The sequence below is a fragment of the Caldisericum insulae genome (assembly GCF_047785965.1).
Lineage (GTDB): Bacteria > Caldisericota > Caldisericia > Caldisericales > Caldisericaceae > Caldisericum > Caldisericum exile_A.
The window spans coordinates 1-25,814 of record NZ_JBLOBF010000015.1 but is presented as its reverse complement, the minus strand read 5'-3'; the positions used below and the strand labels follow the sequence as shown (position 1 = coordinate 25,814).

General features: G+C 35.1%; 24 protein-coding genes and 1 pseudogene. 15 read left to right on the top strand and 10 right to left on the bottom strand.

Annotated features, from left to right (window positions below):
- Nucleotides 1-339 (bottom strand): annotated as a pseudogene (locus tag ACMV0E_RS07430) (radical SAM protein); the annotation flags it as partial.
- A gap of 848 nt (nt 340-1,187) precedes the next feature.
- Between ACMV0E_RS07430 and ACMV0E_RS07425 the strand changes: the two are divergent.
- Nucleotides 1,188-1,388 (top strand): hypothetical protein, encoded by a 201-nt coding sequence (locus ACMV0E_RS07425; RefSeq protein ID WP_416085751.1) that lies wholly within the window; start codon nt 1,188-1,190, stop codon nt 1,386-1,388.
- Here ACMV0E_RS07425 and ACMV0E_RS07420 read toward each other — a convergent pair.
- Entirely contained in the window at nt 1,385-2,647 is a 1,263-nt protein-coding gene (locus tag ACMV0E_RS07420; protein WP_416085750.1) for a DUF2334 domain-containing protein, read from the bottom strand. The two genes, ACMV0E_RS07425 and ACMV0E_RS07420, sit on opposite strands and share 4 nt — an antisense overlap.
- Nucleotides 2,648-2,728: 81 nt before the next feature.
- On the opposite strand from ACMV0E_RS07420, the gene ACMV0E_RS07415 reads away from it, so the two are divergent.
- From ACMV0E_RS07415 to ACMV0E_RS07400, 4 genes are all read left to right on the top strand, one after another.
- The gene (locus ACMV0E_RS07415) at nt 2,729-3,397 is read left to right on the top strand and encodes a glycerophosphodiester phosphodiesterase (protein WP_416085749.1); all 669 of its coding nucleotides are present in this window, start codon (nt 2,729-2,731) and stop codon (nt 3,395-3,397) included.
- A gap of 117 nt (nt 3,398-3,514) precedes the next feature.
- Nucleotides 3,515-5,269, top strand: a complete 1,755-nt coding sequence (locus ACMV0E_RS07410) for an ABC transporter ATP-binding protein (protein WP_416085748.1) — start codon at nt 3,515-3,517, stop codon at nt 5,267-5,269.
- Nucleotides 5,266-7,641 (top strand): ABC transporter ATP-binding protein, encoded by a 2,376-nt coding sequence (locus ACMV0E_RS07405; protein WP_416085747.1) that lies wholly within the window; start codon nt 5,266-5,268, stop codon nt 7,639-7,641. Before ACMV0E_RS07410 ends, ACMV0E_RS07405 begins: the two co-directional genes overlap by 4 nt.
- Nucleotides 7,642-8,349: 708 nt before the next feature.
- Nucleotides 8,350-8,979 carry a WG repeat-containing protein gene (locus tag ACMV0E_RS07400; protein WP_416085746.1) on the top strand — a complete coding sequence of 210 codons (630 nt, stop codon included), beginning with the start codon at nt 8,350-8,352 and terminating at the stop codon, nt 8,977-8,979.
- Here the strand turns inward: ACMV0E_RS07400 and ACMV0E_RS07395 are convergent.
- Nucleotides 8,976-10,154 carry a glycerol-3-phosphate acyltransferase gene (locus tag ACMV0E_RS07395; RefSeq protein ID WP_416085745.1) on the bottom strand — a complete coding sequence of 393 codons (1,179 nt, stop codon included), beginning with the start codon at nt 10,152-10,154 and terminating at the stop codon, nt 8,976-8,978. The two genes, ACMV0E_RS07400 and ACMV0E_RS07395, sit on opposite strands and share 4 nt — an antisense overlap.
- Nucleotides 10,155-10,247: 93 nt before the next feature.
- Here ACMV0E_RS07395 and ACMV0E_RS07390 point away from each other — a divergent pair, with 93 nt between their 5' ends.
- From ACMV0E_RS07390 to ACMV0E_RS07365, 6 genes are all read left to right on the top strand, one after another.
- Nucleotides 10,248-11,090, top strand: a complete 843-nt coding sequence (locus ACMV0E_RS07390) for a DegV family protein (RefSeq protein ID WP_416085744.1) — start codon at nt 10,248-10,250, stop codon at nt 11,088-11,090.
- The gene (locus tag ACMV0E_RS07385) at nt 11,087-11,722 is read left to right on the top strand and encodes a phosphatase PAP2 family protein (RefSeq protein WP_416085743.1); all 636 of its coding nucleotides are present in this window, start codon (nt 11,087-11,089) and stop codon (nt 11,720-11,722) included. The genes ACMV0E_RS07390 and ACMV0E_RS07385 overlap by 4 nt, the downstream gene beginning before the upstream one ends.
- A 284-nt stretch (nt 11,723-12,006) precedes the next feature.
- Nucleotides 12,007-13,020 (top strand): transporter substrate-binding domain-containing protein, encoded by a 1,014-nt coding sequence (locus ACMV0E_RS07380; protein WP_416085742.1) that lies wholly within the window; start codon nt 12,007-12,009, stop codon nt 13,018-13,020.
- Nucleotides 13,021-13,032: 12 nt separating this feature from the next.
- Nucleotides 13,033-13,689 carry an amino acid ABC transporter permease gene (locus tag ACMV0E_RS07375; protein ID WP_416085741.1) on the top strand — a complete coding sequence of 219 codons (657 nt, stop codon included), beginning with the start codon at nt 13,033-13,035 and terminating at the stop codon, nt 13,687-13,689.
- A complete protein-coding gene (locus tag ACMV0E_RS07370) occupies nt 13,682-14,416 on the top strand; it encodes an amino acid ABC transporter ATP-binding protein (RefSeq protein ID WP_416085740.1) in 735 nt (244 codons plus the stop codon). Before ACMV0E_RS07375 ends, ACMV0E_RS07370 begins: the two co-directional genes overlap by 8 nt.
- Before the next feature lie 1,290 nt (nt 14,417-15,706).
- The gene (locus tag ACMV0E_RS07365; RefSeq protein ID WP_416085739.1) at nt 15,707-15,955 is read left to right on the top strand and encodes a hypothetical protein; all 249 of its coding nucleotides are present in this window, start codon (nt 15,707-15,709) and stop codon (nt 15,953-15,955) included.
- Nucleotides 15,956-17,023: 1,068 nt separating this feature from the next.
- Here ACMV0E_RS07365 and sdaAA read toward each other — a convergent pair.
- Both sdaAA and sdaAB read right to left on the bottom strand, forming a co-directional pair.
- Nucleotides 17,024-17,908, bottom strand: a complete 885-nt coding sequence (gene sdaAA / locus ACMV0E_RS07360) for an L-serine ammonia-lyase, iron-sulfur-dependent, subunit alpha (protein WP_416085738.1) — start codon at nt 17,906-17,908, stop codon at nt 17,024-17,026.
- 9 nt (nt 17,909-17,917) lie between these two features.
- Nucleotides 17,918-18,592, bottom strand: a complete 675-nt coding sequence (gene sdaAB, locus ACMV0E_RS07355; protein WP_416085737.1) for an L-serine ammonia-lyase, iron-sulfur-dependent subunit beta — start codon at nt 18,590-18,592, stop codon at nt 17,918-17,920.
- Nucleotides 18,593-18,671: 79 nt separating this feature from the next.
- On the opposite strand from sdaAB, the gene ACMV0E_RS07350 reads away from it, so the two are divergent.
- The 4 genes from ACMV0E_RS07350 to ACMV0E_RS07335 all read left to right on the top strand — a co-directional run bounded on the left by ACMV0E_RS07350 (nt 18,672) and on the right by ACMV0E_RS07335 (nt 20,385).
- A complete protein-coding gene (locus ACMV0E_RS07350; RefSeq protein ID WP_416085736.1) occupies nt 18,672-19,601 on the top strand; it encodes an SPFH domain-containing protein in 930 nt (309 codons plus the stop codon).
- 21 nt (nt 19,602-19,622) lie between these two features.
- Nucleotides 19,623-20,069 carry an NfeD family protein gene (locus ACMV0E_RS07345; RefSeq protein WP_416085735.1) on the top strand — a complete coding sequence of 149 codons (447 nt, stop codon included), beginning with the start codon at nt 19,623-19,625 and terminating at the stop codon, nt 20,067-20,069.
- Between the two features lie 80 nt (nt 20,070-20,149).
- Nucleotides 20,150-20,323 carry a thiamine-binding protein gene (locus ACMV0E_RS07340; RefSeq protein ID WP_416085752.1) on the top strand — a complete coding sequence of 58 codons (174 nt, stop codon included), beginning with the start codon at nt 20,150-20,152 and terminating at the stop codon, nt 20,321-20,323.
- Nucleotides 20,272-20,385, top strand: coding sequence for a thiamine-binding protein (locus tag ACMV0E_RS07335; RefSeq protein ID WP_416085734.1), 114 nt, complete (start codon nt 20,272-20,274; stop codon nt 20,383-20,385). Before ACMV0E_RS07340 ends, ACMV0E_RS07335 begins: the two co-directional genes overlap by 52 nt.
- A gap of 3 nt (nt 20,386-20,388) precedes the next feature.
- Here the strand turns inward: ACMV0E_RS07335 and ACMV0E_RS07330 are convergent, their stop codons facing one another.
- The 5 genes from ACMV0E_RS07330 to ACMV0E_RS07310 all read right to left on the bottom strand — a co-directional run bounded on the left by ACMV0E_RS07330 (nt 20,389) and on the right by ACMV0E_RS07310 (nt 25,192).
- Nucleotides 20,389-20,997 carry a class I SAM-dependent methyltransferase gene (locus ACMV0E_RS07330; RefSeq protein WP_416085733.1) on the bottom strand — a complete coding sequence of 203 codons (609 nt, stop codon included), beginning with the start codon at nt 20,995-20,997 and terminating at the stop codon, nt 20,389-20,391.
- A 77-nt stretch (nt 20,998-21,074) separates the two neighbouring features.
- A complete protein-coding gene (gene trhA / locus ACMV0E_RS07325; RefSeq protein WP_416085732.1) occupies nt 21,075-21,725 on the bottom strand; it encodes a PAQR family membrane homeostasis protein TrhA in 651 nt (216 codons plus the stop codon).
- Nucleotides 21,726-21,816: 91 nt separating this feature from the next.
- The gene (locus ACMV0E_RS07320; protein WP_416085731.1) at nt 21,817-24,123 is read right to left on the bottom strand and encodes a transketolase-like TK C-terminal-containing protein; all 2,307 of its coding nucleotides are present in this window, start codon (nt 24,121-24,123) and stop codon (nt 21,817-21,819) included.
- Between the two features lie 2 nt (nt 24,124-24,125).
- Entirely contained in the window at nt 24,126-24,947 is an 822-nt protein-coding gene (locus ACMV0E_RS07315) for a transaldolase family protein (protein WP_416085730.1), read from the bottom strand.
- Nucleotides 24,944-25,192: a hypothetical protein gene (locus ACMV0E_RS07310; RefSeq protein ID WP_416085729.1), complete on the bottom strand. Its 249-nt coding sequence runs from the start codon at nt 25,190-25,192 to the stop codon at nt 24,944-24,946. The genes ACMV0E_RS07315 and ACMV0E_RS07310 overlap by 4 nt, the downstream gene beginning before the upstream one ends.
- Nucleotides 25,193-25,814 lie beyond the last annotated feature (622 nt).

Below are 25,814 nucleotides of genomic sequence, written 5' to 3'. Positions count from 1 at the left end.
TTTAAAACCTTCTTTAACTGTAATGTTTCTTTGTTTTGGCACACCATACCAACCTGCATTCACTATAAAATTGACAGCAATTTTTTGAAGGATATCTTTTCTTGTATCTTTAAACAGATTTACAACATATTGTTTTGTGGGAGTACCCGAACTTATTACATCGAGGACATTTTTTATTTGGTCTTTAAACAATTGGTCAAAGTGAAGCGTATTTGAAAGTCTATAAAGTGTTTCAAAACCCCTCTTGAGATTTTCTTCAGGATTTTTATAGACATAGCCAATAAACCATTCAATAGTCCTTGACAAAGCTCTTCTCTTTATTTCATCTCCTATACTCATCTTGCGCCTCCTTTAACCAAATTTTTGGTTTTTTAGGTAATATATTATACACTAAAAATTTTTTTGAAAAAATTACTTGTCAAGATTATTAAAAGAAACAAATCAAACTATTACTTAAATGAGGAAAGACATTTACTTATAACTCCGAGATTAGTGAGGCAAGACTACACTTTTTGTTCATCGTATATAATAGTATGGGCAGTGAGTAAGAGGAACATACTCTTTAAAAGTGCATCGTAGGAATTGTTAAAGGTATGTGGGGAAGTGATGATTTTTCTTCTGCCATCCCGAGGTAAGCGACCTGCGATTTCCTACTTTTAATGGAAGTAAGAGGGAGAGAATTTTAAATCTCCATCTAAATAAGAAATTCCCAGCCTTCGGCTTCGGAATGGTGCCCGAAAATCTAAAATGTTTCCATTTTTAGGAGGAAGTTAGAAGGGAAGGGCAACCTCCCTTCTAATATATGAGATATATTGCTTTGCTCGATATGACTTTGACTTCTGGGGAAGCAGGAAAGAATGATCGCCCTTTGTTTAGTATTAGCTAAATTACAGCGGGAACTTACACATATCCAAAAAGAGTATTATCTATATTATGAAATACAAAAACTTATGGGGCGATTTTCGATGAATACAACTTTTATGGTTATTGGATTTATGATCTATCAAATCTTAAAGAGGAGTAAAGAAAATTCCATCTTGATAGCTAAAAATTTGCAGAGGAAGAAAGTGATACTGAAAAAGAATCTTATAAAAAGGATTTCATCAAGGATGTAAATAATAGAAAGTGTTTGGAAGACAGCCGAATTTTACATCTTTGAAAAATCTGTAAGACATGTCCTTGACCTAATGGTAAAATTTGATAAAGAATGGGGCAATTATCTCAAGGAGTTTGATAAATTTGACAAAGCAATAGGCGATTTGAGAGATACATATAACAAATTAGTTACGACAAGAAAGGACAAATTGGACTCAATCTTATCGGAAATTGAAAGTAAGAAAGCACTAATGGATAAAGCCGAGAATGGAGCAGAGGAAAAGATAATTTAATCCAAAATGATTACTTCTTTGTTAAATGGGTTTACTTGAATAACTGCAATAAATCTTGATACGAAATCTTTTGAAACATAAACAGGTTGATTTGAGGAAAATATTAAAATATCAGGAATTTTATTGTTTGAAGTATATTCCTTATCATTTATAAAAACCGTGCCTTTTGTTATTTTAAATTTATTTCCATTCACTTCAAATTGAATGCTTCCGTTTGCAAAAGAATACTTAATGTTTAGCGATGATAAAATTTCAACAAGTGGTAAATAAATCGTACTGTTCTTAAAAATTAATTTGTCTTTGAAAACCAAATACAGGTTATTTACTGTATAGAACTTTTCGCTTGGGTTAAAGGTTAAGAGGTTTAACTCGTTTATCGTTTTGAATGTAAAACCCATTTCCTTAAGGTTCTTAACGAGAGCTTCAAGGTATCCAAGACTTGAACTGATGTCAAATTTTATCAAATCATGTCCTGCATATAATCTTTTAAAGTCTCTAAATGGATGGAAAAAGAAACTTACAAATTGAGTGCTCCTTGCACTAAAAAGAATTCTCTCAACATCAAATTTGCTCTGAACCAATAACTGTGGCGTTGGTATAAAATAAACTGGCTTTTTGTCACTCCTTAAATCATAGTGAACTGAAATTGTTTTGGATCTTCTAAATCGAAAATCAGGCTCGTAAAAAAGAGTAAAATACTTTGCAAACACTTTGTATTGAGATGGTGTTGCAGTGTAATGTGGCGTTTCCCAGTAATAAAATTTAATTCCAGATTTTTCAAATGTTTCTACTGCACTCTTCATATGTTCCAAAGCATAAGTATCCGTTGAACACTCATTGCATTTCCCAAACTCAAAATCAGCAGTTGAAATTCCTTGTCCATGCTGATGAGTATAGCCATGAATTCCGATAACTCCACCACGAGTTGCCATATATAGAATTGTCTCTCTAAAAGCCTTCATTTCAGGACTATTGGGATCGCTCATATCAAGGCTAATGTGTTCTTGAGGATTTATATAAATAGGGACAACTGAAACATGAAATGGCACATGTTCACTATAAAGGTAATCTGCAGTTTTTCTTAGGACTTCAAGACCATTTTCCTGTATTGCATACCAAGGACTTACATCTTCAAGCCTTATAAGCGCTATTTTGGGTTCTTTAAGATTTATATAGGTTTTTTCGCTTGCAAAAATCGTTTCGCTTACATTAAACAACAATAAAAAAATAATAAAAACACCAAGTATTTTCTTTTTCATGTTATAAGCAATTATATCAACTTGCTTACAGAATTGCAAGAGTTTTTAAAACAAATAATATAATATCCTTAGGAGGTAAAAATGAAAGTTTTGGGACATAGAGGCTGTAAGTATGAAGTTGAAAACACAATTCGAAGTTTTGAGAGAGCCTTTGAACTTGGTGCAGATGGAATTGAGCTTGATACACAGTCAACCTCGGATGGAGTAATTGTTGTGTCTCATGATGAGAACCTCAAGCGTGTTTTTGGTGTTGATTTCAAAATTCAAGAGCACACACTTTTTGAACTTGAAGGTATTACAAAAGATGGAGAAAAAGTCCCTACACTTGAAAGTGTCCTTGAAATTGCAAGAAGTAAAAACAAAATAGTAGATGTAGAGTTAAAAAATCCTAAAGATCTTGAGGCTGTTTCAAAAATCGTCCAAAGTTTTAATTACGATGGATTTTTTATTTCATCTTTCTACCACAGCGCAATGCTTGAAGGAAAAAAGCGTTTTCCAAAAATTCAATTTGCGTTTCTATATGCGCATGTTCCCACGGATATTTCTCTCTACGCAAAGGAGATCGATCTTTTAAAACCAGAGGTTGAATTTGTAATTCCGGAATATAAAAATTATGCTTCGATTACTATTCCATGGACTGTAAATGAGAAAGAAGACTTTGAAAAACTCCTTGCTTTAAATATCTTCGCGGTTATTTCTGACTATCCTGATAAAATCCTTGCATTTATTCGTGAGAAACAAGCTCATTAAATAATTTGCTAAAAAAACTAATTAGTGTTATAATTCTATTATGTATGATTTAATATATTATATATTACAATTTAGTATAAAAGTGAACTTTAAGCAGTTTAATTTTAGGAGGTATATATGCGGAGTTTATTAAAACTCTATGGAAACCTGAAAAAATATTGGTTTCTTATAGTTCCAGCAATTATTTTTATCTATCTTCAGGTCAGAGCAAACCTTGAACTACCGACAATTATGATGAGGATAGTTAATGACGGTATCCTCCCGGGTGATATAAATTACATCTGGCAACAGGGAATGTTTATGCTTGTTATAGCTGGTTTGGGAATCCTTGCTTCAATTGCTGCTAACTTTCTTGCCTCTCACGCCTCAATGGGACTTGGAAGGGATATAAGAAGTAAATTATTTAGACATGTAGAAAGTTTTTCTCTTTCAGAATTCAATAAGTTTGGTGCGTCGACACTTTTGACAAGAACCTCAAACGATGTAGTTCAAATTCAACAATCCACCCAAATGCTCATTATGATGCTTTCAAACGCTATATTTACAGGCATCGATGCCCTAATTCTTGCATATAATGCAAGTCCGTATCTTACGAGAGTTTTATTTGTTGCAATCCCTATAATTGCTCTTGTAATTGCAATTTTCATAAAACCTATTACAACACTATTTTTACTCATCCAGAAAGAAATTGATAAGATAAACAAAGTTGTAAGAGAAAACATAACGGGAGTAAGAGTCATAAGAGCATTCAATAAAATAGACTACGAAAAGAAAAGATTTGATAATGCTAATCTTGACGTAACCAACACATACATAAAGGCAAATAGAATTATGGCAGTTCTTATGCCTCTTGCAATGATTAGTATGAACCTTGCAACGGTTGCAATAATTTGGTATGGTGCAAAGGGAATCGATCTGGGAAATACAAATCTTGGTTCGATGGTTGCGTTTATTCAATATGCTATGATGATTCTTATGAGTATTGTCTTCCTTACGATACTTTTTGTAATGCTTCCCCGTGCAGTTGCCGCAAGTGAAAGAGTTGTAGAGGTACTTGAAACACCAATTGAAATTAAGGATCCTGAAACACCAAAAGCATTTTCGGATGAAAGGAAAGGAAATATCCAATTTATTGATGTTAGTTTTAAATATATAGGTGCAGAAGAACCTGTTCTTCATAATATCACATTTGAGGCAAAGCCAGGCGAAGTTATGGGTATTCTTGGAACGACAGGAAGTGGTAAAACCACGCTTGTTAACCTAATTCCAAGACTTTACGATGTGACCTCGGGGAGACTCCTTATTGATGGTATTGATGTAAGAGATGTACCACAAGAAGAGTTGAGAAAGCGTATAAGTTATGTACCACAGCGCGCGGTCATCTTTACAGGAACGGTAAAGGAAAATATCAAGATGGGTAAACCTGATGCAACAGATGAAGAAATTATTGAGGCAGCAAAAATTGCACAGGCACATGGATTTATAGAAAGATTACCACAGGGCTATGATACAATTATTTCAGAGGGTGGAACAAACCTTTCGGGCGGACAAAAACAGAGGATTTCAATAGCAAGAGGAATTTTAAGAAGAGGCGATATATTTGTATTTGACGACTGTTTTTCTGCACTTGACTTTAAAACTGAAGCAAAATTGAGAGCAGCACTTAAAGATATTATAAAGAATTCAACTGTTATTCTTGTTGCCCAAAGAGTTGCAAGCGTTATGAATGCAGATAAAATTGTCGTTCTTGATGAAGGAAGAATCGTTGGTATCGGAAACCATAAAGAACTAATGGAGACATCAGAAGTTTACCGTGAAATCGTCTTCTCGCAACTATCACAAGAAGACCTTGTAAGGGAGGGTTTAGTATGAGCGACAAGAAAAAAGAAATTCAACAACCAATTGGTCCAATGATAATGGGCGGAGGGCAACGCGGCTTAAGAGGCGCTGTTGAAAAACCGAGGGACTTTTGGAGGACCTTTAAACGCCTTGTAAGATACCTAAAGCCACAACTTTTAAAGTTGACCTTGATAACCATTCTTGCAATTGCAAGCACTGTCTTTATGGTATATGGACCAAGGATAAGCGGAAATGCTATTAATGAAATCACAAATGGATTTATTGCACAAAACCTTGTTAATGGAATTTCAAAAGCACAAGAGCAGGCAGTTCCTAAAGTTAAAACCATGCTCGATGAGTTAAACAAGGCAAAAATACAAGCAGAAAAGATTGCAGAAGCACAAGTCTTAAAACAATTCGAAGGGAAACCAGTTCCACAGAGCATGATTAACGAAGCAGTGGCAAAAGCAAAAGAAGAAGCAGATAAACAAGTTTTAGCACAATTTTTATCGAAGGCAGGCTTAACAGAGGAGCAATTCAATGCAATTCAAAAATTTGTTAGTTTTCCTATTATAAATACAATTTCTGATTACAATCAACGTGCAACTGCCGTAAAGGAAATAATTGATCTGAATAAGAGTTTATCCCTTGATAAACTTTCCATATTTATGGGAAGTGAAACAGGCTCTACAGCTCAGATGAAGAATTTTAAGTTTTCAGAAACAGACCTCACAAATTCGCTTGATATAATCAAGAAAAATGGGGGAAGAATACCTTTTGATAGCTTAGGACAAATTCTTCTTTTGCTTATAGCTCTTTATGTGTTAAGTTCGTTCCTTACATTCCTTGTCCAGTATATAATGTCAGATGTTGCACAAAAAACTACATATTCTCTTCGAAAAGACCTTTTTGAGAAATTAATGAGACTTCCTATAAAGTATTATGACTCGCACTCAACAGGTGATATTTTAAGCCGTATGAGTAACGACCTTGACACAATTTCAACAACACTTCAGCAGAGCATTACGCAAATTATAACTTCAACAACACAGCTTATTGGTTATTTAATAATGATGATAACAATAAGTGGTAAACTTACAATTATTGCAGTTTTAAGTTTGCCTGTTTATTCTATTACTATGTGGCTCATCATTAGATTTTCTCAGAATTTCTTTAGACAACAACAGAGCCACCTTGGACGCCTTTTAGGTCATGCAGAAGAAATGTACACAGGTCATGCCGTTGTAAAGACTTACAACAGAGAAAAAGATTCAATTGAAAAATTCGAGACTATAAATAAAGATCTCTACAATGCTAACTGGAAAGCACAATTTTTGACAGGCATAATGATGCCAATGACAAACTTTATAAGTAATATTGCATATGTGTTTATTGCAGTTTTTGGTGGAATATTCGTTACTCACAATGTTCTTAATCTTGGTGATATAACTGCATTTATTCAATATTCAAGGTCTTTCTCCCAACCAATAATCCAAATTGCAAACATTTCTAACGTTCTGCAGTCAACGATGGCATGTGCAGAGAGAGTATTTAATGTGCTTGATGAAAAAGAGGAGATTCCAGATCCAGAAGATGCAATTGTACTCTCTAACCCACGTGGTGAAATTGTATTTGATAATGTCGATTTTAGTTATATAGAAGAGAAGCCGCTCTTTGAAGATCTTAATCTTGTTGCAAAACCTGGAGAAATGGTCGCAATAGTAGGTCCTACAGGGGCAGGAAAAACAACCATTGTAAACTTGCTTATGAGATTCTATGAAATTAAGGATGGTGTGATATGGTTTGATAGGATTGATACCAGAAAAATTAAGCGTGGAGACTTGAGAACAAAAATTGGAATGGTTTTACAGGATACTTGGCTTTTTAATGGCACTATTAAGGAGAACATTGCATACGGAAAAGATGGCGCAACAGACGAAGAAGTCGTCCAAGCTGCAAAGTTAGCTCATGCTGATAGATTCATAAGAAGTTTACCTCAAGGATATGATACAGTGATTAACGAAGAGGCATCTAATATCTCTGCAGGTGAAAAGCAACTCATAACAATTGCAAGGGCTTTTCTTGTAAATCCGACTGTGTTAATCCTTGATGAAGCAACAAGTAATGTTGATACAAGAACAGAAAAGCTCATTCAAAAGGCAATGGAAAAACTCATGCAGGGAAGAACATCTTTCGTTATCGCCCACAGGCTTTCAACCATTAGAGATGCAAAGACAATCCTCGTTATGAATAACGGAAAAATTATTGAGCAAGGCACACATGAAGAACTTTTAAAGAAGAAAGGCTTCTATGCAGAACTTTACTACGCCCAATTTGTTGGTGCATTTGATAGCGAAGCAATCCCTAATCCAGAGGCATTGAAAACAGAAGAGGGGGTAAGTTAGTTATAATGCATAAATATTAGTGATTTTACAATTGCCCCGAAGGTCAAATGATTTTTCAGATGAAGTTTATTTAGAGATCTTTTTATCTATATTTAATAGAAGATCCTTTAGAAAGAAGTAAATTTCTCCATTACTCTAAGGGGTAAAAGTCCCCCTTCAACCATTAGAAAGGGGGGTGCCCCTTTCTAACTTACCCCCAAATTAAAGTTATTATTTGGGGAAGTATTGAGAAGGCGGTTTAGTGCCCCCTCAAAATATGGAGATTTCTCAGTCGCTTACGCTCCTTCGAAATGACTCGTTGTGTCATTCCGAAGCCGCTTATTTGTCATTCCGAAGCCAATTTTCATTTGTCATTCCGAAGTGGCAAAGCCACGAGGAATCTCCAATATTAGAAAGGGAGACGCCCCTTTCTAACTTACCCCCAAGGCTTCCCTCCAACTCCTCTAAAAGGAGGAGAATCCTCGTCACTTCGTTTTTCGGATTTACAATTCTTTGGTGTATTTGAGGGGGAGTGTTGAGGGGGCGAAACACCGCCCCCTCAAAATATAGACACTCACTCAGAACTTCATTTATCACAAGAAGAAAAAGGTCTTTTGGAATGAAGTTAAAGAAGATTTAGTAAATGATATACGACTAGTAAATTGTATAAAGGACGCCCTATACTTTCAATTTAAATTCTTCTGTATAATGAAGTGAAGGGGAGGAATTATGGATAGAAAAACGAATAGAATTTTAATTTTTGTGGTAATTGTTTTGACTCTTATTTCTATAAGTGAGGGCGTTTATATCTTTAAATTGAAACAAACGACAAATGAATTACAAACTCCCAATGCAAGGACCAAATATTCAAGTTTACTTGTGCCATATCGTGAAGGTATCTTATGGGGATTTGCAGATAGAAATGGAAATATCGTAATTAAGCCACAATTTGAGGATGTATGGTTCTTTACCGATGGACTAGCAAAGGTAAGATTAAAAAGACTATATGGATTCATTGACGCAAAAGGCAATTTCGTTATTAAACCGCAGTTTGAAGTAGTTCGTTCATTTTCTGAAGGACTTGCACTTTTTATGAAAAACGGTTTATTTGGTTTTATTGATACAAAAGGAAATATGATAATTGCTCCACAATTCGAAAATGCAATGGATTTCAAAGAAGGGCTCGCCCCAGTGAAGAAAAATGGACTTTGGGGATATATTGATAAGAGTGGAAAATTCGTAATTGAACCTATGTATACTTTCGCATCAACTTTTGAAAATGGCATAGCACATATTAGTTTTAATGGAATTGATGGCTACATCAATAAGAACAATCAAAAGTTTTTCAAAGATAACTAAAGCGAATTAACCAAACTCATTGTGATTGCACTTAAAAGTGGCACTGAGAAATTATCATCCTCAAACGGAGCAAGTTCTGCAAGAGTTGAAACAATTGCACCAGTCAAAAACACGGCAATGCTTACAAGCCCGAGTTTTAAATAGATTGCGGCAATGAGAGTATTCGTCAAGAATGCAGCGATTGTGCCTTCAAGAGTTTTTTGGGCAAATATATGAAATTTTCCAATACTAACACCGATGCTCCATGCAGAAAAATCACCAAAAATTGTAAACATAATTGCAAGGGATCCAATTGGAGGCGAAAAGAAAGACAAAGTCATAAAAGCACCAAGTAGAAACATTACCATTGATGAAATACGTTTTTCTTCACTTCCTTTATATGGAATTGGTGCCTTGAAGTTTCTTTTTGAAAAGCGCAAAGTCTCAAAAATTACAAATGTCAAAAATACTATCCCAAGAATAATAAGCGTGTATAATTTGTAAAAAAGTACCCCAACTGCAAAAATTGAGGCTAATGGCCTTAGCCACTTCCTTGAAAGAAGTCTCTTTTCTTCTACGCTGATGTCTTTAAGCTTTTCGTGAAGCAAATATTCAACTCTTTGCGCAACGCTATAAAGCCCTGCAATGAGAAATGCAATACTTTCCACCCGAATACCATAGTAAAGAATAACCGAAATAATAAACAAGGGCAGTACAAAAAGAGTAATTGTATTAGCAGAATGCCACTTGTTTCGCATAAAAAATAAAAGTGCAACAATAAGGGTTATTGGAATAAACACATAGGCAAAGCGCATATCATAAATAAGAAGAAGCACGAGTGCATAGCCCATAATGCCAATTGACGCTGCCATACCACGGCCACCCCTAAAGTGAAGGTAAAAGGGTGCGATATGTCCCAAAACTGATGCAAAACCCGAAGCAAATGCCACAGGCAAAGACGCCCCCAACTTTAGTGCAATAAATATGGCAAGAGGTGATTTAAAAATATCGTAAATTCCAACAAGGATCGCAAACCTATATCCAAAAAGGTTTGCAGTGTTTGCAATACCAGGATTTCTTGACCCCGCTTTTGTTACATCAACTCCTCTAAATTTTCCTACAAAATATGCAGGTAAGAAACTTCCAAGAAGATAACCAATAATAACCGGAAGGATCACTTTTAAAAGTATTTCCATATGCACCTCATAAAACTTTTAGAAGATTTACGATTACTTTATTTTATATGTTTTTTCACAAATTACATATAATATGCATATAGGGAAGAGAAAATGATAAAAATTGTTGTGGATTCAACAGCTTATCTTGGTAAAGAGTTTGTGGAATTAAATGATATTAAAGTCGTACCCATAAGGATCTTCTATAAGGGAAGAGATTTTAAGGAGGGTGAAGAAATATCCATAGAGGAGTTTTATCAATTCCTCAAAAATGCAGATGAATTTCCAAAAACTTCGCAACCATCTCCAGATGATTTTATTAGTGTCTTCAAGCCCATCCTTGAGAAAGGGGATTTTGCAATTTCAATTCTTATTTCAGAAAAAGTAAGTGGCACAATAAATTCTGCAAGACTTGCAATAGAAACTCTTAAAACAAACACAATAAAAATTATAGATTCAAGATCTTCAATCTATGCGATAAGATACCTTACAGAACATGCGTTAAATCTGATAAAGAACGGACTCGACTTTGATACAGTCTACAATGAAACAAGTAAGGTTGTAGAAAGGCTAAGAGATAGATTTGCTCTAAGCGAAATAAGATATTTAGGTGCAAGTGGACGCATAAAAAAAGAAATTGCACTCATTGGAAGTGTTTTAAGTGTAAAGCCCGTGTTCTCTTTTACAAATGGCCTCATTAAACTTGAGGGTATCTTTAGAAGTTTTAATAAAGCAAAAGAATACCTAAAGAAATTTATAACAAATGAATTCAGAGAGTTTGGCTTAGAGAAAATTGCAATTATGTATGGATTAAACAAAGATGAAGCAAATGAATTTGGAGAATACATAAAAGAAATCTATGGATTGAAACCAGACATTATTCAGGTTGGTTGTGCAATTGGAAATTATGCAGGACCAGAATGGCTTGGCATAGGAATACTTAGAGGTAAAGCATGAAGATATTCGAGTTTTTAAAGAAAAATTATAAACTTTATCTTATAAACAGTGTGCTTGCAGTTTTAATTTATTACACTTCAAAAATATACGATTTGACGAACCATGCAACTTCATGCGTTCATGTGCTTTTGACGCCACTCGATAAACTTGTGCCATTTATTCCCCAGTTTATTATAATTTATAACTCTCTTGAACCTATTATTTATATTACGCTCCTTTTCTTTTTCCTGTTTCATCCTCGCATATTTACCCCTCTTGCGATTTCTTTTATCTCTCTATTTCTTGTTAGTAATTTTGTGTATGTTGTTTTTCAAACATATGTGCCAAGACCTAATATAACCTACGGAGCGAATTATTTTGTAAATCAAGTTGTAAAACTTTATTCAAGTGATAATCCATATAATTGCTTTCCAAGTTTGCACTGTGGAACAGCTGCGCTAGTTTCCTCGGTATGGTTTGTAAAAAAGAAGTACAGAATAATTGCATATTTAATATCAATCTGGGCAATTTTAATAATCCTTTCGACACAATTCTTAAAGCAGCACGTTATTGCTGATATCATTGGTGCACCGCTTGCAATAGGAATTTTCCTTATTTTTTATAATGTTTTTAATCTTGAGCAAGAATATTAAAGAAAAATTTATTATTTGTCAAAAAACACAATTCTAATCTTATTTTAAAGCCCACAAACTAAAGAGAGGAACCAATAGAAGACTATTGACATTTTTCTAAACTTAACTAAAATTCACACAAATTAAGAGGAATATATGGAAAACATTATTTTAATTTTGGCTACAAGAAAATATGCTAAAAAACATACCCGCACAAGAGCGCCGGCGGGTTGATATAAATTTATATTGTTTTTTTATAAGCCGGCGCAAAAGGCCGGCTATTTTTAATTTATAGGAGGAAAAAGATGAGAGGATTTACAAAGGTAGCAGCGGTATTGGTAGTGTTAGTAATTTTAGCAATCTTAACTGGCTGTGCAAGTTCAGGACAGGTTAATGGAGTTGTGAAGGACCAAAGTGGAGTAGCAATCAAAGGTGCAACTGTGTATTTAAACGACCTTCAAACTACAACAGATGCAAACGGTAAATTTGCATTCAGTAATGTAAAATCAGGGGACTATGTTTTAAAAGTTGAAGCAGAAGGTGCAACACCTTATCAAGAAAACATCAAGGTTTTAGGAAGTGGTATTTCAAAAGAAGTTACTCTTAGGTTTAACTCCCTTGCAAGGGTAAAGAGAGCAGGAGTAATTGTTTTCGGATCTGACACAACTTATGCACCCTTTGAGTGGATCGACCCTAAAACAGGAAATGCCATGGGTTTTGACGTTGATCTTGCAAATCTTCTTGCAAGTAAAATCGGTGTTAAAGCACAGATTGTCACAGCAGACTTCTCAGGCATAATTCCTGCCTTACAAACAGGAAAGTTTGATGCAATAATTTCAGCAATGACCATCACAGATGAAAGAAAAAAAGAAGTTGATTTCTCAGATCCCTACTATAATTCTGGACAGATTCTTGCAGTCCAATCAAGCAATAACTCAATAACAAAGCCAGAGGACCTTGTAGGAAAAACTGTCGGAGTTCAGACCGGTACCACAGGTGAAGAGGCAGCAAAAAAGATCAATGGTGCAATCGTTAAAAGTTACCCAGATATTCAACTTGCACTTTCTGACCTTGAAATCGGAAGAATAGATGCCGTAATAAACGATCTTCCTGTGTCGCTCTACTATGCAAAGACACATCCAAAGGTAAAAATAGTAGGATCGCTTTTTACAACTGAGCAATACGGAATTGCATTTAGGAAAGATGAACCAGAATTAAGAGACGCAATAAACAATGCCTTAAAAGAAATTAAAGCAAATGGTGAGTATACTACACTTTACAAGAAGTGGTTTGGCACAGCGCCACAATCAATTCCATAGAGGTGATTTTTTATGCAATTTAGATTAGACTTATTTATTCAAACGTTACCATTTCTCCTCCAAGGACTTAAGACAACTCTTGGACTAACTTTTCTTGCAATGGTTTTTGGTATAGCATTTGGTCTTGTTATTGCATTATTGCGAATTTCAAAGAGCCCTCTTTTACGGGGGCTCTCTTCAATTTATGTAGATACCCTGAGAGGGACACCACTTTTGCTTCAAATTCTCATCGTTTATTATGTCTTTCCAGGATTTGGACTTAAACTTGATGCATTTACCTCAGGTGTAGTTGCACTTTCATTTAACTCAGCTGCATACATCTCGGAAATTTTTAGAGCAGGAATTGAATCAATATCATTTGGACAGTTTGAGGCAGCAAACTCGCTTGGAATGAATTATTATCAAACGATGAGGTATGTAATCCTCCCTCAAACGATAAGAAGAGTAATCCCTCCAATTACAAACGAAATTGTTGCTTTACTAAAAGACACTTCACTTGTAATGATTACAGGAATAGCAGAACTTACCTATAAGTCAAAACAAATTTCATCTGCAACAGCAAATGTACTTACACCATACCTTGCGGCAGGAATTATTTATCTTTTACTTACAATTCCTTTAACAAGACTTTCACAAAATCTCGAAAGGAGGTTTGCAAAAGGTGATTAGAACAGTAGATTTAACAAAGAGATTCGGAAACATAAGAGTTTTTGAAAATGTTAACTTCGAAGTAAAAAAAGGTGAAAAAGTGGTAATAGTTGGACCATCTGGCGCAGGAAAAAGCACATTCCTCCGATGTTTGAATGCTCTTGAATTACCTACATCAGGAGAAATTTACTACGAAGGTAGTCTTATAAATCCAAAAACAAATCTTAACAAATTAAGAGAAGAAATAGGGATGGTTTTTCAGCATTTTAACTTATTTCCTCATCTTACAGCAATTGAAAATGTAATGCTTGGACCTATTGTTGTAAAGAAAATAGATAAAAACCTTGCAAGAAATATCGCAACAAATTATCTTAAAAAAGTGGGGTTAGGACAAAGACTCAACCATTATCCAAAAGAACTTTCAGGTGGAGAAAAGCAAAGAGTTGCAATAGCAAGAGCACTTGCAATGGAGCCAAAATTAATGCTCTTTGATGAGCCAACCTCAGCACTCGACATAGAGATGATTCAGGAAGTGCTTGATGTAATGAAAGAGATTGCAGAAAACGGAATGACAATGGTTGTAGTAACACACGAGATTGCGTTTGCAAAGGAAGTTGCTGATAGAGTTGTTTTTATGGCTGATGGACGCATCGTTGAAGAAGGAAAACCTTTAGAATTCTTTGAAAACCCACAAACAGAAAGGGCAAGAAGATTCCTTAGAAGTGTTCTTAGTGTATATAGCGTTTAAGTTTGAAAATGTTAAAAGGCAATATTGGTAAGGATTTTTAGAATATGCTTGTAAGGGTCTAAAATTTTACGCTTAAAGAGCAATTTTAAATTGCGTGTTTAAGACCTTGCATTTGCATGCGTTTAGAGAGGCAAAAATTTGTTCAAGGTAGTTTAACCCATTTTAACTCTAAAAATCCTCTCTAAATTGAAAATTTGATAGGGTAATAATCAAGTTTTAATGCTGGTTCTACAGAACAATGCGGGATTTTTAAGTTTGATTTCTATCTAAGGTAAAATAACAAATTGAGTATTTATGATGGTTTTTAATATTAGTGGATTTTGTTATACCCATAAATATTTTTTATGCTTAAAAATAAGTAGGAGAATAATGTAGTCTTAGTTTTATTTTACCAAAAAGGCTTAGAATATGCTTCATGAAATTGCTGGAGGGGAGCTTCCCACCATTTAAACTGCAAAGATGTCTCACTGCACTCGACATGACAACCATTTTGAGGGAATACAACACCGCCCCCCAATACTTCCCCAAAAAACAGTCATTTCGAACAAAGTGAGAAATCTCCATATTTTGAGGGGGTAACAACCCTCAACACTCTCCTAAAATACACCAAAGAAATGTAAATCCGAAAAACGAAGTGACGAAGATTCTCCTATTAAATGGAGGAGGGACACCCTCCCAGAACTCCACCCATACGACGGAGATTCCTCGTGGCTACGCCACTTCGGAATGACAAATAAGCGGCTTCAGAATGACACAACGAGTCATTTCGAAGGAGCGTAAGCGACTGAGAAATCTCCGCCTTTTGGGGTAGTTCGAAGGGGGACTTTTACCCCTTCAATATAAACAGAGGAGATATCTCGCTTCGCTCGATATGACAATTATTTTGATGGGGTAACAACCCCCCTCAACACTCCCCTAAAATACACCAAAGAATTGTAAATCCGAAAAACGAAGTGAGGAGGATTCTCCTCCTTTTAGAGGAGTTGGAGGGAAGCCTTGGGGGTAAGTTAGAAAGGGGCGTCCCCCTTTCTAATATTGGAGATTCCTCGTGGCTTTGCCACTTCGGAATGACAAATAAGCGGCTTCGGAATGACACAACGAGTCATTTCGACGAACGTAGTGAGGAGAAATCTCCATATTTTGAGGGGGCACTAAACCGCCTTCTCAATACTCCCCCGAGACTGAGGAGATTCCTCGCCTTCGGCTTCGGAATGACACAAAGAAACATTTTTCGGAATGACACAACGAGTCATTTCGAAGGAGCGTAAGTGACTGAGAAATCTCCGCCTTTTGGGGAAGTTCGAAGGGGGACTTTTACCCCTTCAATATAAACAGAGGAGATATCTCGCTTCGCTCGATATGACAATTATTTTGAGGGGGCAACAAATCGCCCCCTCAACACTCCCCGAAATACACCAAAGAATTGTAAATCCGAAAAACGAAGTGACGAGGATTCTCCTCCTTTTAGAGGAGTTAGAGGGGAGACTTTCAAATCCCCCCTCAATACTTCCCGAAATAATAATTTTGACTTTGGAGTAGGTTAGAAAGAGTCAACCTTTGGTATCAAGATAAACCTATTAGAGCCACTATCTAATGCCTTTTGCAATGCCCTTACCTCGGGAAGACTTTCATCCAAGTTAGGTATGTAGAAAACAACTTTATTTGTCTTTGTATAAATTTATTAAGATATTTCTTCATCTACAAATTCATATTCTTCCAATAAATCTTCAATCTTAGCTTTTATCTTTTTTTGCCATTTAAACCTCCAAATTCCCAAAAATATAGGTTTTATGCAAGCTTTAAACAATCGTTAAAAGTGTAAATTACTTTTCCTTTTGTTTCAATTTTCATCAACGGGTTTAAAAATTCCATATTGACTTTGTGCTTTATAATCCTTTTTTCATAAACAAAAGAACCAATAAACTTTTAATCACCTGAATATCTTCCATGCGAAAGTTGTTCCTAAGATTTTTCTCATCAACTAAAAAGAACATGCAAGATAAGAATTGGAAGCATAGGCTAAACAAACTAAGTACTGATTAATGAGTAAATTTAAATTAAACTTGGCTAGCGCACCAACAACAAAAAATATTATTGGGACGATATACAAATAATATTTTCCAGAGGTTATCCAGATTAGCAAACCAAAATTAACAAAACTTGCAACATAAAATAACACAAAAAGTATATGCTGTATACCAAAACTTTTACTACCGCTAAAAACAGCAAAGAAAGTTAGTAAGAATGATAATTCATGCATAAAAAGTACAACATCGAAATTTACTTTACTGCAATCAATCGAATTAAAGAAAACTTTAGTTATTGGAATAATAAACGGAATAAATTGTATTACTAAAAAGAAACCAGAGCAACCCAAGATAAAGTATTACTTAGATTAATAATATTTGGAATAATAACAGAAGAAAGAAAAAAAAATTATCACATACTTCTCATAAGCGAGAGTTTTTTCAAACATTTTTCATAATCCATTTATACCTCCTTCACCAATAATCATAGTAAAAAATCAAAAAGAGAAAATTTAAAAGCTTTTTATAAAATGTAAGGTAAACCATAGATTTTCTGCTTTTAATGAGAAACAAAAACTTTCTATTTTGCTTTGAATTTTTGTAAAAGACGTTTGGCGGTTTCGGTTAAAGCTAAACCACCTTCGCCTGTTTCCCTCAATTCAAGTGGCATTCTTTCGCCAATGCGTTTCATTGCAATTATAACTTCATCGAGAGGGATGAGTGTCTTAATACCTGCAAGAGCCATCTCAGCTGAGGCAATTGCATTGACTGCACCCATTACATTTCGCTTGATACATGGAATTTCAACAAAACCTCCAATTGGATCGCACACAAGACCTAAAACATTTTTCAATGCAAAAGCTGAGGCACTTTCAATTTTATCTATATCATCTGAAAAAAGCGAAACAATTGCACCCGCGGACATAGAGGACGCTGCACCAACTTCTGCTTGACATCCATGGCGCGCACCAGACAAACTTGCAAGGTTTTGGAACACTTCCCCAATACCACCTGCAACAAAAAGTGCTTCAATTAATTTTCGACGATCAACTCCCTTTAACTTCGCAACTGTAATAAGCGAACCTGGTAAAACGCCACAGGAACCTGCTGTGGGTGCTGCAACAATTCGCCCCATGCATGCGTTCATCTCAGAAACTGCAAGGGTATTTAGAATGACCTCAGTAAATTCAGGTGAAAGTAGATGAAAATTACTACCATTTATGTATTCTTTTAATTGATAAGCCCACCCATTTACAAACCCTGTTTTTGAGACATTTTTATTTTTAAGCCCTTTTTCTATTGATTCCTCCATTGCAGAAAGTGTTCTATCCATCTTACTTATCATAAATTCTTCTTCTTTTCCCTCGTTTATTGCTTCATAGTGGATAAGAAACCTTGATAGAGTAAGCCCTGATGAACTTACCTTTTCCTTCAACTCTGCAAAACTTTTAAATTTTATCTTCATAATATCTCCCTATAATTCCTCAAGCCTTTCAACTGTTATTGCTTCTTTTATATTTTTATTTTCAAAAATCAAGGGAAGCCTATCTTTTGGAAAATCTGCATCAAGTTTAAAAACGGAGAGCGATTCACCTATAGAGGAATCCCTCTCAATTTCTGCTTTTGCAATGTTAATACCCGTATCAGCAATTACCTTTGAAACGTGTGCAACAATACCTGGCACATCTTTTGCAATAACAATAAGCACAGGATGTCTTCCAAAAAGGTTTACATTGTAACCATTAATATTAAAAATACGTATCAAACCCCCACCTATTGATTCGCCAAAAATATAGAAAGGTTCTCTATTGTTATAAAAAGTTATTTTTGCAGTATTTTCTGGAAGCTCCTCATTAATACCCATAAAATTAAATTTGTAATTTATCCCCATTTCTTTTGCAATGCCAAACGCATTGAGGATGCGTTCATCATCAACATTAAAACACAAAATGCCTGAAAGTATCGCAAGATCTGTGCCGTGCCCAACTCCTGATTCTGAGAACGAATTAAAAAGATCAATCTCAACAAGATCGAAAAGCTTACTAACACCATAAATACGCCTTGCATATTTTCCTATTCGAACAGCCCCTGCCGTGTGCGAACTTGATGGCCCAATCATTATAGGCCCAATAATCTCAAAAATTCCCATATAGTAATTATACTTCAATTTATATTTTGTTAATGATCTAAAAAGTGATAAAATGTATTGATAAAATAGGAGGTGATAAATGTTACAACTAATTCTTTATTTAGTCCTTATTCTTGTCGTCATTGCGATTGCTCTCCGAAGTGTAATCGTCGTGCGACAGGCAACAGCCGCTGTTGTTGAAAGGCTTGGCCAATATTCAAGAACCCTTAAACCTGGCTTGCATGTTCTCATTCCCTTTATTGAAAGCGTAAGAAAAATTGTTGATCTAAGGGAACAGGTATGGGACTATCCTCCACAAGAGATAATCACAAAGGACAATGTTGTTGTGAAAATTGACAACGTTATGTACTATATGGTAACAGATCCTGTAAAAGTTGTCTATGAAGTTCAAGATGTAGACCAAGCGATTTTAAAACTTACACAAACTGCAATAAGAAATGTTTGCGGAAACTTAACGCTTGATGAATTGCTTACTTCAAGAGAAAAAATTAATGAAACCTTAAGGCAAGACCTCGATGTTGCAACAGACCCATGGGGCATAAAAGTTACAAGAGTTGAAATTAAGACAATTATGCCGCCCCCAGAAATTCAAGAAGCAATGACTAAGCAGATGAAGGCAGAACGTGATAAACGTGCAACAATACTTGAAGCAGAAGGCATAAAACAAGCAGCAATTCTTAAGGCTGAGGGTGAAAGGCAGGCAAAGATCTTAACTGCAGAAGGTGAAAGGCAGGCGCAGATTTTAAGAGCAGAGGGTGAAGCACAAGCACTTTTAACTGTTGCAAAAGCAAAAGGTGATGCAGCAGAAGTATACTTCCAAGGAATTCACAAAGGGAATCCCACAAAAGACATTATCGCTATTAACTACCTTGAAACATTAAACAAAATTGCAGAGGGAAAGGCAACAAAGATATTCCTCCCTTATGAGTCTTCAGTACTATTAGGTTCGCTTGGCACAATAAAAGAAATCTTCTCAAAAGAGGAAGAAAAAGGCGAAAATGAAAAGTAATAAGCCTAAAAGAAGGCACGTATGAGCAAGTTAAATTTAACTATTTTTTGGATTATAGTTGCGGCATTATCCGCAATCATTGAAATAAATACTTTAACATTCTTTTCAATCTGGTTCAGTGTTGCTGCAATAATTTCTCTTATCTTTAATCTCCTTGACTTTGGAATCACCGCACAGATTGTCGTATTTATTGCTTCCTCTTTAGCTCTTATCCTTTCCTCTGAATTCTTACTTAAAAAGAAACTCAAAATAATAGGATACAACTATAAAACAAATATTGATATGATTATAGGTAAAATAGGAGTAGTAACTAAAGATGTAAAAGACATAAGTTATAGCGGAGAAGTACTTGTTGAAGGTCGATATTGGACAGCAATAAGCGAAGATGGAAGTGTTATTGAAAAAGGGAAAAAGGTAGTCGTAACTGGAGTAGAAGGAGTAAAGCTCATAGTAAAAGAGGCTAAATAGGGGCGAAAGCCCCTATTTAGCTAGAAAGTCTGTGTGGTAATTGAGAATTTGCGGTAATTTGAGCGGTTTCTCAAAACAAAATTTATGAAAAAGATGATAAAGCAGTAAAAGTTATAATTACTTCAGGCTTAAAATACGAAGTTTCTGCAAATAGCACCACAATTGAAGTAAATCTCTATGTACTGTTTGAAGGGATCAAAATGTGTTTAACATTACAATGGATAAAGGCTTACGAAGAGTTTTTACAATTATAAAGATCGACAATAAGAAAGATGAAGTTACAATTGAAGAGAAAGTAGGAAAATATAGAAAATAATTGTCATTTTGAAAGACGAACTACTTCGAAAATTGTAGAATATGTCTTTCGGGCAATAACTCTTGCATTTGTTTGTTCAATAAGATATTCTACACCGCCATGCCATCTAAAATTAATGTAGTTTTTAAAGTGATTTAAACCTGCAATAAACTCGACAAAAATAACACCTAAATCCGAAGGAAATGTCTCCGCTGGTATTAAATAATCTGCAACGATAACTTCTTTTGCAACTCTTAATGCTTCATTTAGAAGTAAAATCCGTTCTTTTTCATCCATCTCATGAATCGACATTGAAAATGTTGCAAAGTCAAATTCTTTATCTTTAAAAATTCTTAGAACTTCTATTCCACCATGAAAAAAATTCACATTTCCAAGTTTCATCTTGGTTTTTGTTTTTAAGGCAACTTCAATCATCTTTGAAGAGAGGTCTATGCCGATTGCATTTTTGCACACCAAACTCGCTTCAATTACAAGTGCGCCTGTTCCACAGCCTATGTCGATAAGTTTGTTGCAGTTTTTAATTTCATCAAGGATTTGGCCTCTTAAACCCTTTAAGTTTGGGTCAATAATCTTTCTATAGATTTCACCATCATAATAATGAATTTTATCCATCGTGAATAAATACTACTCAAATAAGAAATAAAAGTCAATATCTTATTATTACACAAAAGATAGTTATAAAATGCACCCTAAAGATAGAGTAAAACCGCAAGATAGTGAAGGATGCTTCCCGCAAGGACAAAAAAGTGCCAAATAAAGTGATTATATTGATACCTTTGAAAGGCATAGAAAAACACACCAAGCGTATAGGTTAATCCTCCTGCAATAAGAAGAATTAATGCACCTTTAGGAATACTTGCAACAAGTGCCTTCCAAGAAAAAATTATAAGATAACCCATCACAAGGTATGTCGTAGTAAAAAGCACAGGGAATTTTCCAACAAAAAATGCTTTTAAAACAACACCAGTTATTGCAAGCACCCAAACGATAATAAAGATATTTCTGCCCAATGTCCCCCCAATTCCAATAAGAGAAAACGGAGTATAAGTGCCTGCAATAAGAAGATAAATTGCCGAGTGGTCTAAAAGCCTCAAAATTCGCTTTATTCTATCACTTTTCACATTTATGTAAAGTGCATGGTAAAGAGTAGATGCCGTATACAGAAGTGTCAAAGTTATTCCAAAAATTAAATACGCAAAAAATTTTATTGAATTATGTGATCCCACCCCTTTTATAATAAGCAAAACAAGACCTGCAATACTTAGAGCAACGCCAACACCATGTGAAATGCTATTTCCTATTTCTTCTTTTTTATAAAGAGGCTTTTCTTTGATTTTCATGAATTGATTTTAGCACGATTACATAAAATAACAAAGAAATAAAAAAGCCCGGAGACTCATATTCCGAATCCCCGGGCAAAGTAATAAAACCCTATTTAACTATCTCTGCAATTCTTGAAAGTCTCTTTTCTCGGTCTTTTACAAATCTTTCAATACCTTCAAATACGTGTTTCGGATCAAGGTGAGCTTCTTCAACTACTTCATCAACTGTGCCACCTGTTCTCCATCTATTGTCCCAATCAGAAGACAGTGAATATTCTTTAACAACTGGGTTTGCAATCCAGTGATGCATAAGCTTAATTGATTCATTTGTGATAACCATTGCATCATGGAAGAGTTTCCAAGGTAGTACTTTATCTTTATATTCCTGTGGTTCTCTTCTAAATAGTTCATAACTTGGTGCAGAAACAATTCTCACATTAAGTTTGGCCTCTTTAAGTTGAGGTATCACTTTTATGACAGACAACGTTGAACTTGTTCCCTGTACAATAACTGTACCCATTGGTTCTAAATTAGGATCGAAGTCTTTTAGTATATATGCACCATGCACTGCTTCAAAATATGAAGCAAGTCCTAAAGCTTCTCTATCTGGTATAGGAATAGCGGGTCTTGTCAAAACAAGTGCTATGATTGGTGTTTCAAGTTCAAGCGCTCTTCCCAAAAGAACAGGCACTTCATTTGCCTCAAATGGAACAAGGTCTATAATGTGTCCCTGTGGAAATAGATCTCTTACACCAGGCGCAAATATTCCAAAATGAGTTCTTGAATCATCAGCCGTTTCAGGTCCTGAATGCCCCATAACCCAGATTGTTTTTCCAACTTTAAGTTGACAGTCTTGTGCCATTTGAGAAAACAGTCTCATCATACCATATTTAAGGTAAGCAAAGGAACCATAGGTTGATGAAGCTGTGTAAAATCCTTTAAACTCATTAAATGGATCTTCTGCAAAGTTCACTGAAGCAATACCAACAGAAATACCAGAATTTACAAACTCAGTAATCTCTTGAGGGAGAAGAACTCCTTTCTTGTTGTGTACTTTATCATACCAGCCAAAGCCTGGAAAATCTCCATAAGGTTTTGCAAAACCTGAAATCTGTGTTGAATCTGCAAGATCTGCTGACATTGCTATAAATAGAGGTCTTCCATATTTTTTCCCAACATATGCATTAATCCATGAACCCCATTTTGAAAATGCTTCCCTATTTGCAGCATGAGTACCAGGTGCAAAATAAAGATCCTTAGGGTAATTTTTGTAATCATAGAGCGCCTTATCTTTTATTGGATTTTCCCCTTTAAGTTCAAACGTGGGAACATCTTCAGGTACAGTTCCTGCAATCTCTATAAGTCTATTTGCAATGAAATCAAGAAGTTCTCTATCGTTATAAACAACGCTCATTGCAACATCAATATTATCCTTGAATTGTTTATAAATTTCTTCTTCTGTTTTTGGAGCTGGTTCACCAAAACCTACGAATTTAACACCGTATTTATCTTGGAATTCCTTCTTTGTTTCCCAGAAAAGCTCTGAGTTCATTTTGTGGGGTGCACCATGGGAGGCATTGTCATATTTTAGATACCCTCTACCTTTTCTTGTCTTAAAGTATGCAGCATTAGGAACATTTGGATGAATGTTCTTCTCATCAAAGAGTTCAGCCTCTGTCTTTAAAACTTCTCTAAAGTCATTTCCATTTTCGGTGCCAATGACACGCCAACCGTGGCATCCAAACCAATCCTTTGGTGTACCATACACTGTTTCAGATACGGGATGGTCATCAATACCATAGTTATTCCAATCAATGAGGAAGAAAAGATTATCAAGCCCTAATCCCCAGGCAGAATTTACAGTTTCATGGAATCCACCTGGTGTAAGACCAGCATCACCCTCAATAACTACAACTTTAACCTTATCAAGCCCTGCCCTTTTAAGAGCAACTGCCTCACCTGCTGCGGCAGTGATTCCATGCCCTGATGGACCTGTATTGAACTTGAGGAAAAGAGTTTTACCTTCAAACTCTGCATGGCCTGAAAGACCTTTGTTTCTTCTAAAACCAAGTAAGTCCTCAGGAAGAAGCGCAAATTCTCTTCTCAATTTGAACTTTTCGTCATGAGTTTCCTCATACTTCTTTTGAAGAGCACCATTTAAAACAGCAAGAGTTGCATAGACAAGTGGAATAGTGTGTCCTGCGCCTAAAATAAACCTATCCCCAAATCTCTTTTCGGGGTATCTAATGTCGTAGTGCAAAAAGCCTGAAAGCATTAATGTAACAAACATATGCATTTTCGAGCGTGACCCACCTGGATGTCCACTTTGCCTGTAGTTAAGCATAAGATCGATTAGCGTGTCTACAACATCGCCAACTTTCTCAAGATGTTTAAGATCTTTTTCGTTTATTTCCATAATTACTCTCCTTTCCAAAAAATTTCTTTATATTCAAACTCAACATCTTTAACAAAATTAATCATTCCTTCCTCAGTTTTTGTGTGCTTGATCATATCTTTAAGCACGTAGAAAGGAATTGTTGCAACATCACATCCTATTTCTAAAATTTCTCTAACTTGCCTTGCGTTTCTTACGGATGCTGCAATTATTTTAGTAGAAAATCTGTAATTCGCAAAGATCTCTTTAATTATTGAAAGCATATGAACTCCACTTACAATTCCGTTATCATTAATTAATTCATCATCATATTCCATTCCATCAGAGGGAAAATAGTCCTCTTTTTTAAATTCAATTCCAACTTTTGCACGGAGATAATCATCGACACGCCCAACAAAAGGACTTACATAATCCGCACCTACTTTAGCCGCAAGGACAGCCTGTTCTGGAGTCATAACAAGCGTAACATTTGTTGGTATACCTAAAGATTTTAATTCTTTTACTGCCATCACACCGTCAAAATCATTTCCTTCACCAAGATTTGGATTTATGGGAATTTTAACCACAACATTATTTGCAATGTAATTAAATTTTTCATAGAGGATTGTTGCTTCCTTTACCATTTTCTCCTTATCAGTGCTTATCACTTCTAAACTCACGGGACGAAGTCTTCCTGCAGTACGCAAAATTTCTTTAATGTATTCTTCCATAGAGGAAATTTTTCCACGATACTTTTGCAATGCCTTTTTAATCAAGGTTGGATTTGTTGTTACACCATCAACAATACCCCAGGAAATCGCAGTCCTAATTTCTTCAATATCCGCTGTATCAATAAAAATCTTCATAGGTCATCATCTCCACTTTTTATGTAATAATGAATTGGCAATGCAACAAGAATAATTGCAAGTCCCACAGGTCCTGTTAAGAGCCCAAGAATGAACCAACCAAAGGCATTTCGCCCTTTCTTATGAGCAACAACAGCTGTAAGAATTGCAAAAATTAAAATAATCATAAGAATTGCTATAGGAATAATTAATACAAGATAGAACTGATTAATGCCCATTAAAGTGTTTAAATAATCTGTAAACATTTCTACCTCCTTCAGACTATTTTATCATAAGAACCTATAAAGTCCAATCATTTTTTAAAAAAACAAGGAGTGCAAAAAAAATTCAAAGACCTTTTTGCATTTCAAGGCTCATTTGTAAGAACGAGACCTCTTACAATAAGATCAATTGATCTAATCTTGTTATCGCTCGGGATAAAATTAATCACAATCCTTAATTGAGAAATTTCATATTTTTTACATTAAATACAAGAAAGTTTCTCTAAATTCCTTCTTGACAAGTTTAAGGAAGAGAATCTATTTTAGTAATATTATCGATCCTAATCTGAGCAATTCTCCAAATTTTTCGCGTGTTTTTCTTAGGTAGAGCATAGTTTTGATATGTAACTTGAGCACATAGAATTGCAAAGAGGAAATTACAGAAGAATAAAAAAAGATGGTGCTTTCACCCGTTAAGCGATAAAGCCCTATCATATTGAGATGATATGGCGAAAAAAATTGGAAAAAATTCAAAGAGAAGAAAAAGAATTATAAAGATTAATATGTCTGAATCATCTAAGGTAATGTCGAACAATAAAGAAGAAAAATATAATCAAAAAACTTGGAATTTTTTCAAAAAAGTACTAACATTTTTTAGAGGGATAAA

Bases quoted from the DNA above. Each gene is read 5' to 3' on its own strand.
- ACMV0E_RS07425 (WP_416085751.1), top strand. From the start codon at position 1,188: ATGGTAAAATTTGATAAAGAATGGGGCAATTATCTCAAGGAGTTTGAT.
- ACMV0E_RS07420 (WP_416085750.1), bottom strand. From the start codon at position 2,647: ATGAAAAAGAAAATACTTGGTGTTTTTATTATTTTTTTATTGTTGTTT.
- ACMV0E_RS07415 (WP_416085749.1), top strand. From the start codon at position 2,729: ATGAAAGTTTTGGGACATAGAGGCTGTAAGTATGAAGTTGAAAACACA.
- ACMV0E_RS07410 (WP_416085748.1), top strand. From the start codon at position 3,515: ATGCGGAGTTTATTAAAACTCTATGGAAACCTGAAAAAATATTGGTTT.
- ACMV0E_RS07405 (WP_416085747.1), top strand. From the start codon at position 5,266: ATGAGCGACAAGAAAAAAGAAATTCAACAACCAATTGGTCCAATGATA.
- ACMV0E_RS07400 (WP_416085746.1), top strand. From the start codon at position 8,350: ATGGATAGAAAAACGAATAGAATTTTAATTTTTGTGGTAATTGTTTTG.
- ACMV0E_RS07395 (WP_416085745.1), bottom strand. From the start codon at position 10,154: ATGGAAATACTTTTAAAAGTGATCCTTCCGGTTATTATTGGTTATCTT.
- ACMV0E_RS07390 (WP_416085744.1), top strand. From the start codon at position 10,248: ATGATAAAAATTGTTGTGGATTCAACAGCTTATCTTGGTAAAGAGTTT.
- ACMV0E_RS07385 (WP_416085743.1), top strand. From the start codon at position 11,087: ATGAAGATATTCGAGTTTTTAAAGAAAAATTATAAACTTTATCTTATA.
- ACMV0E_RS07380 (WP_416085742.1), top strand. From the start codon at position 12,007: ATGAGAGGATTTACAAAGGTAGCAGCGGTATTGGTAGTGTTAGTAATT.
- ACMV0E_RS07375 (WP_416085741.1), top strand. From the start codon at position 13,033: ATGCAATTTAGATTAGACTTATTTATTCAAACGTTACCATTTCTCCTC.
- sdaAA (WP_416085738.1), bottom strand. From the start codon at position 17,908: ATGAAGATAAAATTTAAAAGTTTTGCAGAGTTGAAGGAAAAGGTAAGT.
- sdaAB (WP_416085737.1), bottom strand. From the start codon at position 18,592: ATGGGAATTTTTGAGATTATTGGGCCTATAATGATTGGGCCATCAAGT.
- ACMV0E_RS07350 (WP_416085736.1), top strand. From the start codon at position 18,672: ATGTTACAACTAATTCTTTATTTAGTCCTTATTCTTGTCGTCATTGCG.
- ACMV0E_RS07345 (WP_416085735.1), top strand. From the start codon at position 19,623: ATGAGCAAGTTAAATTTAACTATTTTTTGGATTATAGTTGCGGCATTA.
- ACMV0E_RS07330 (WP_416085733.1), bottom strand. From the start codon at position 20,997: ATGGATAAAATTCATTATTATGATGGTGAAATCTATAGAAAGATTATT.
- trhA (WP_416085732.1), bottom strand. From the start codon at position 21,725: ATGAAAATCAAAGAAAAGCCTCTTTATAAAAAAGAAGAAATAGGAAAT.
- ACMV0E_RS07320 (WP_416085731.1), bottom strand. From the start codon at position 24,123: ATGGAAATAAACGAAAAAGATCTTAAACATCTTGAGAAAGTTGGCGAT.
- ACMV0E_RS07315 (WP_416085730.1), bottom strand. From the start codon at position 24,947: ATGAAGATTTTTATTGATACAGCGGATATTGAAGAAATTAGGACTGCG.
- ACMV0E_RS07310 (WP_416085729.1), bottom strand. From the start codon at position 25,192: ATGTTTACAGATTATTTAAACACTTTAATGGGCATTAATCAGTTCTAT.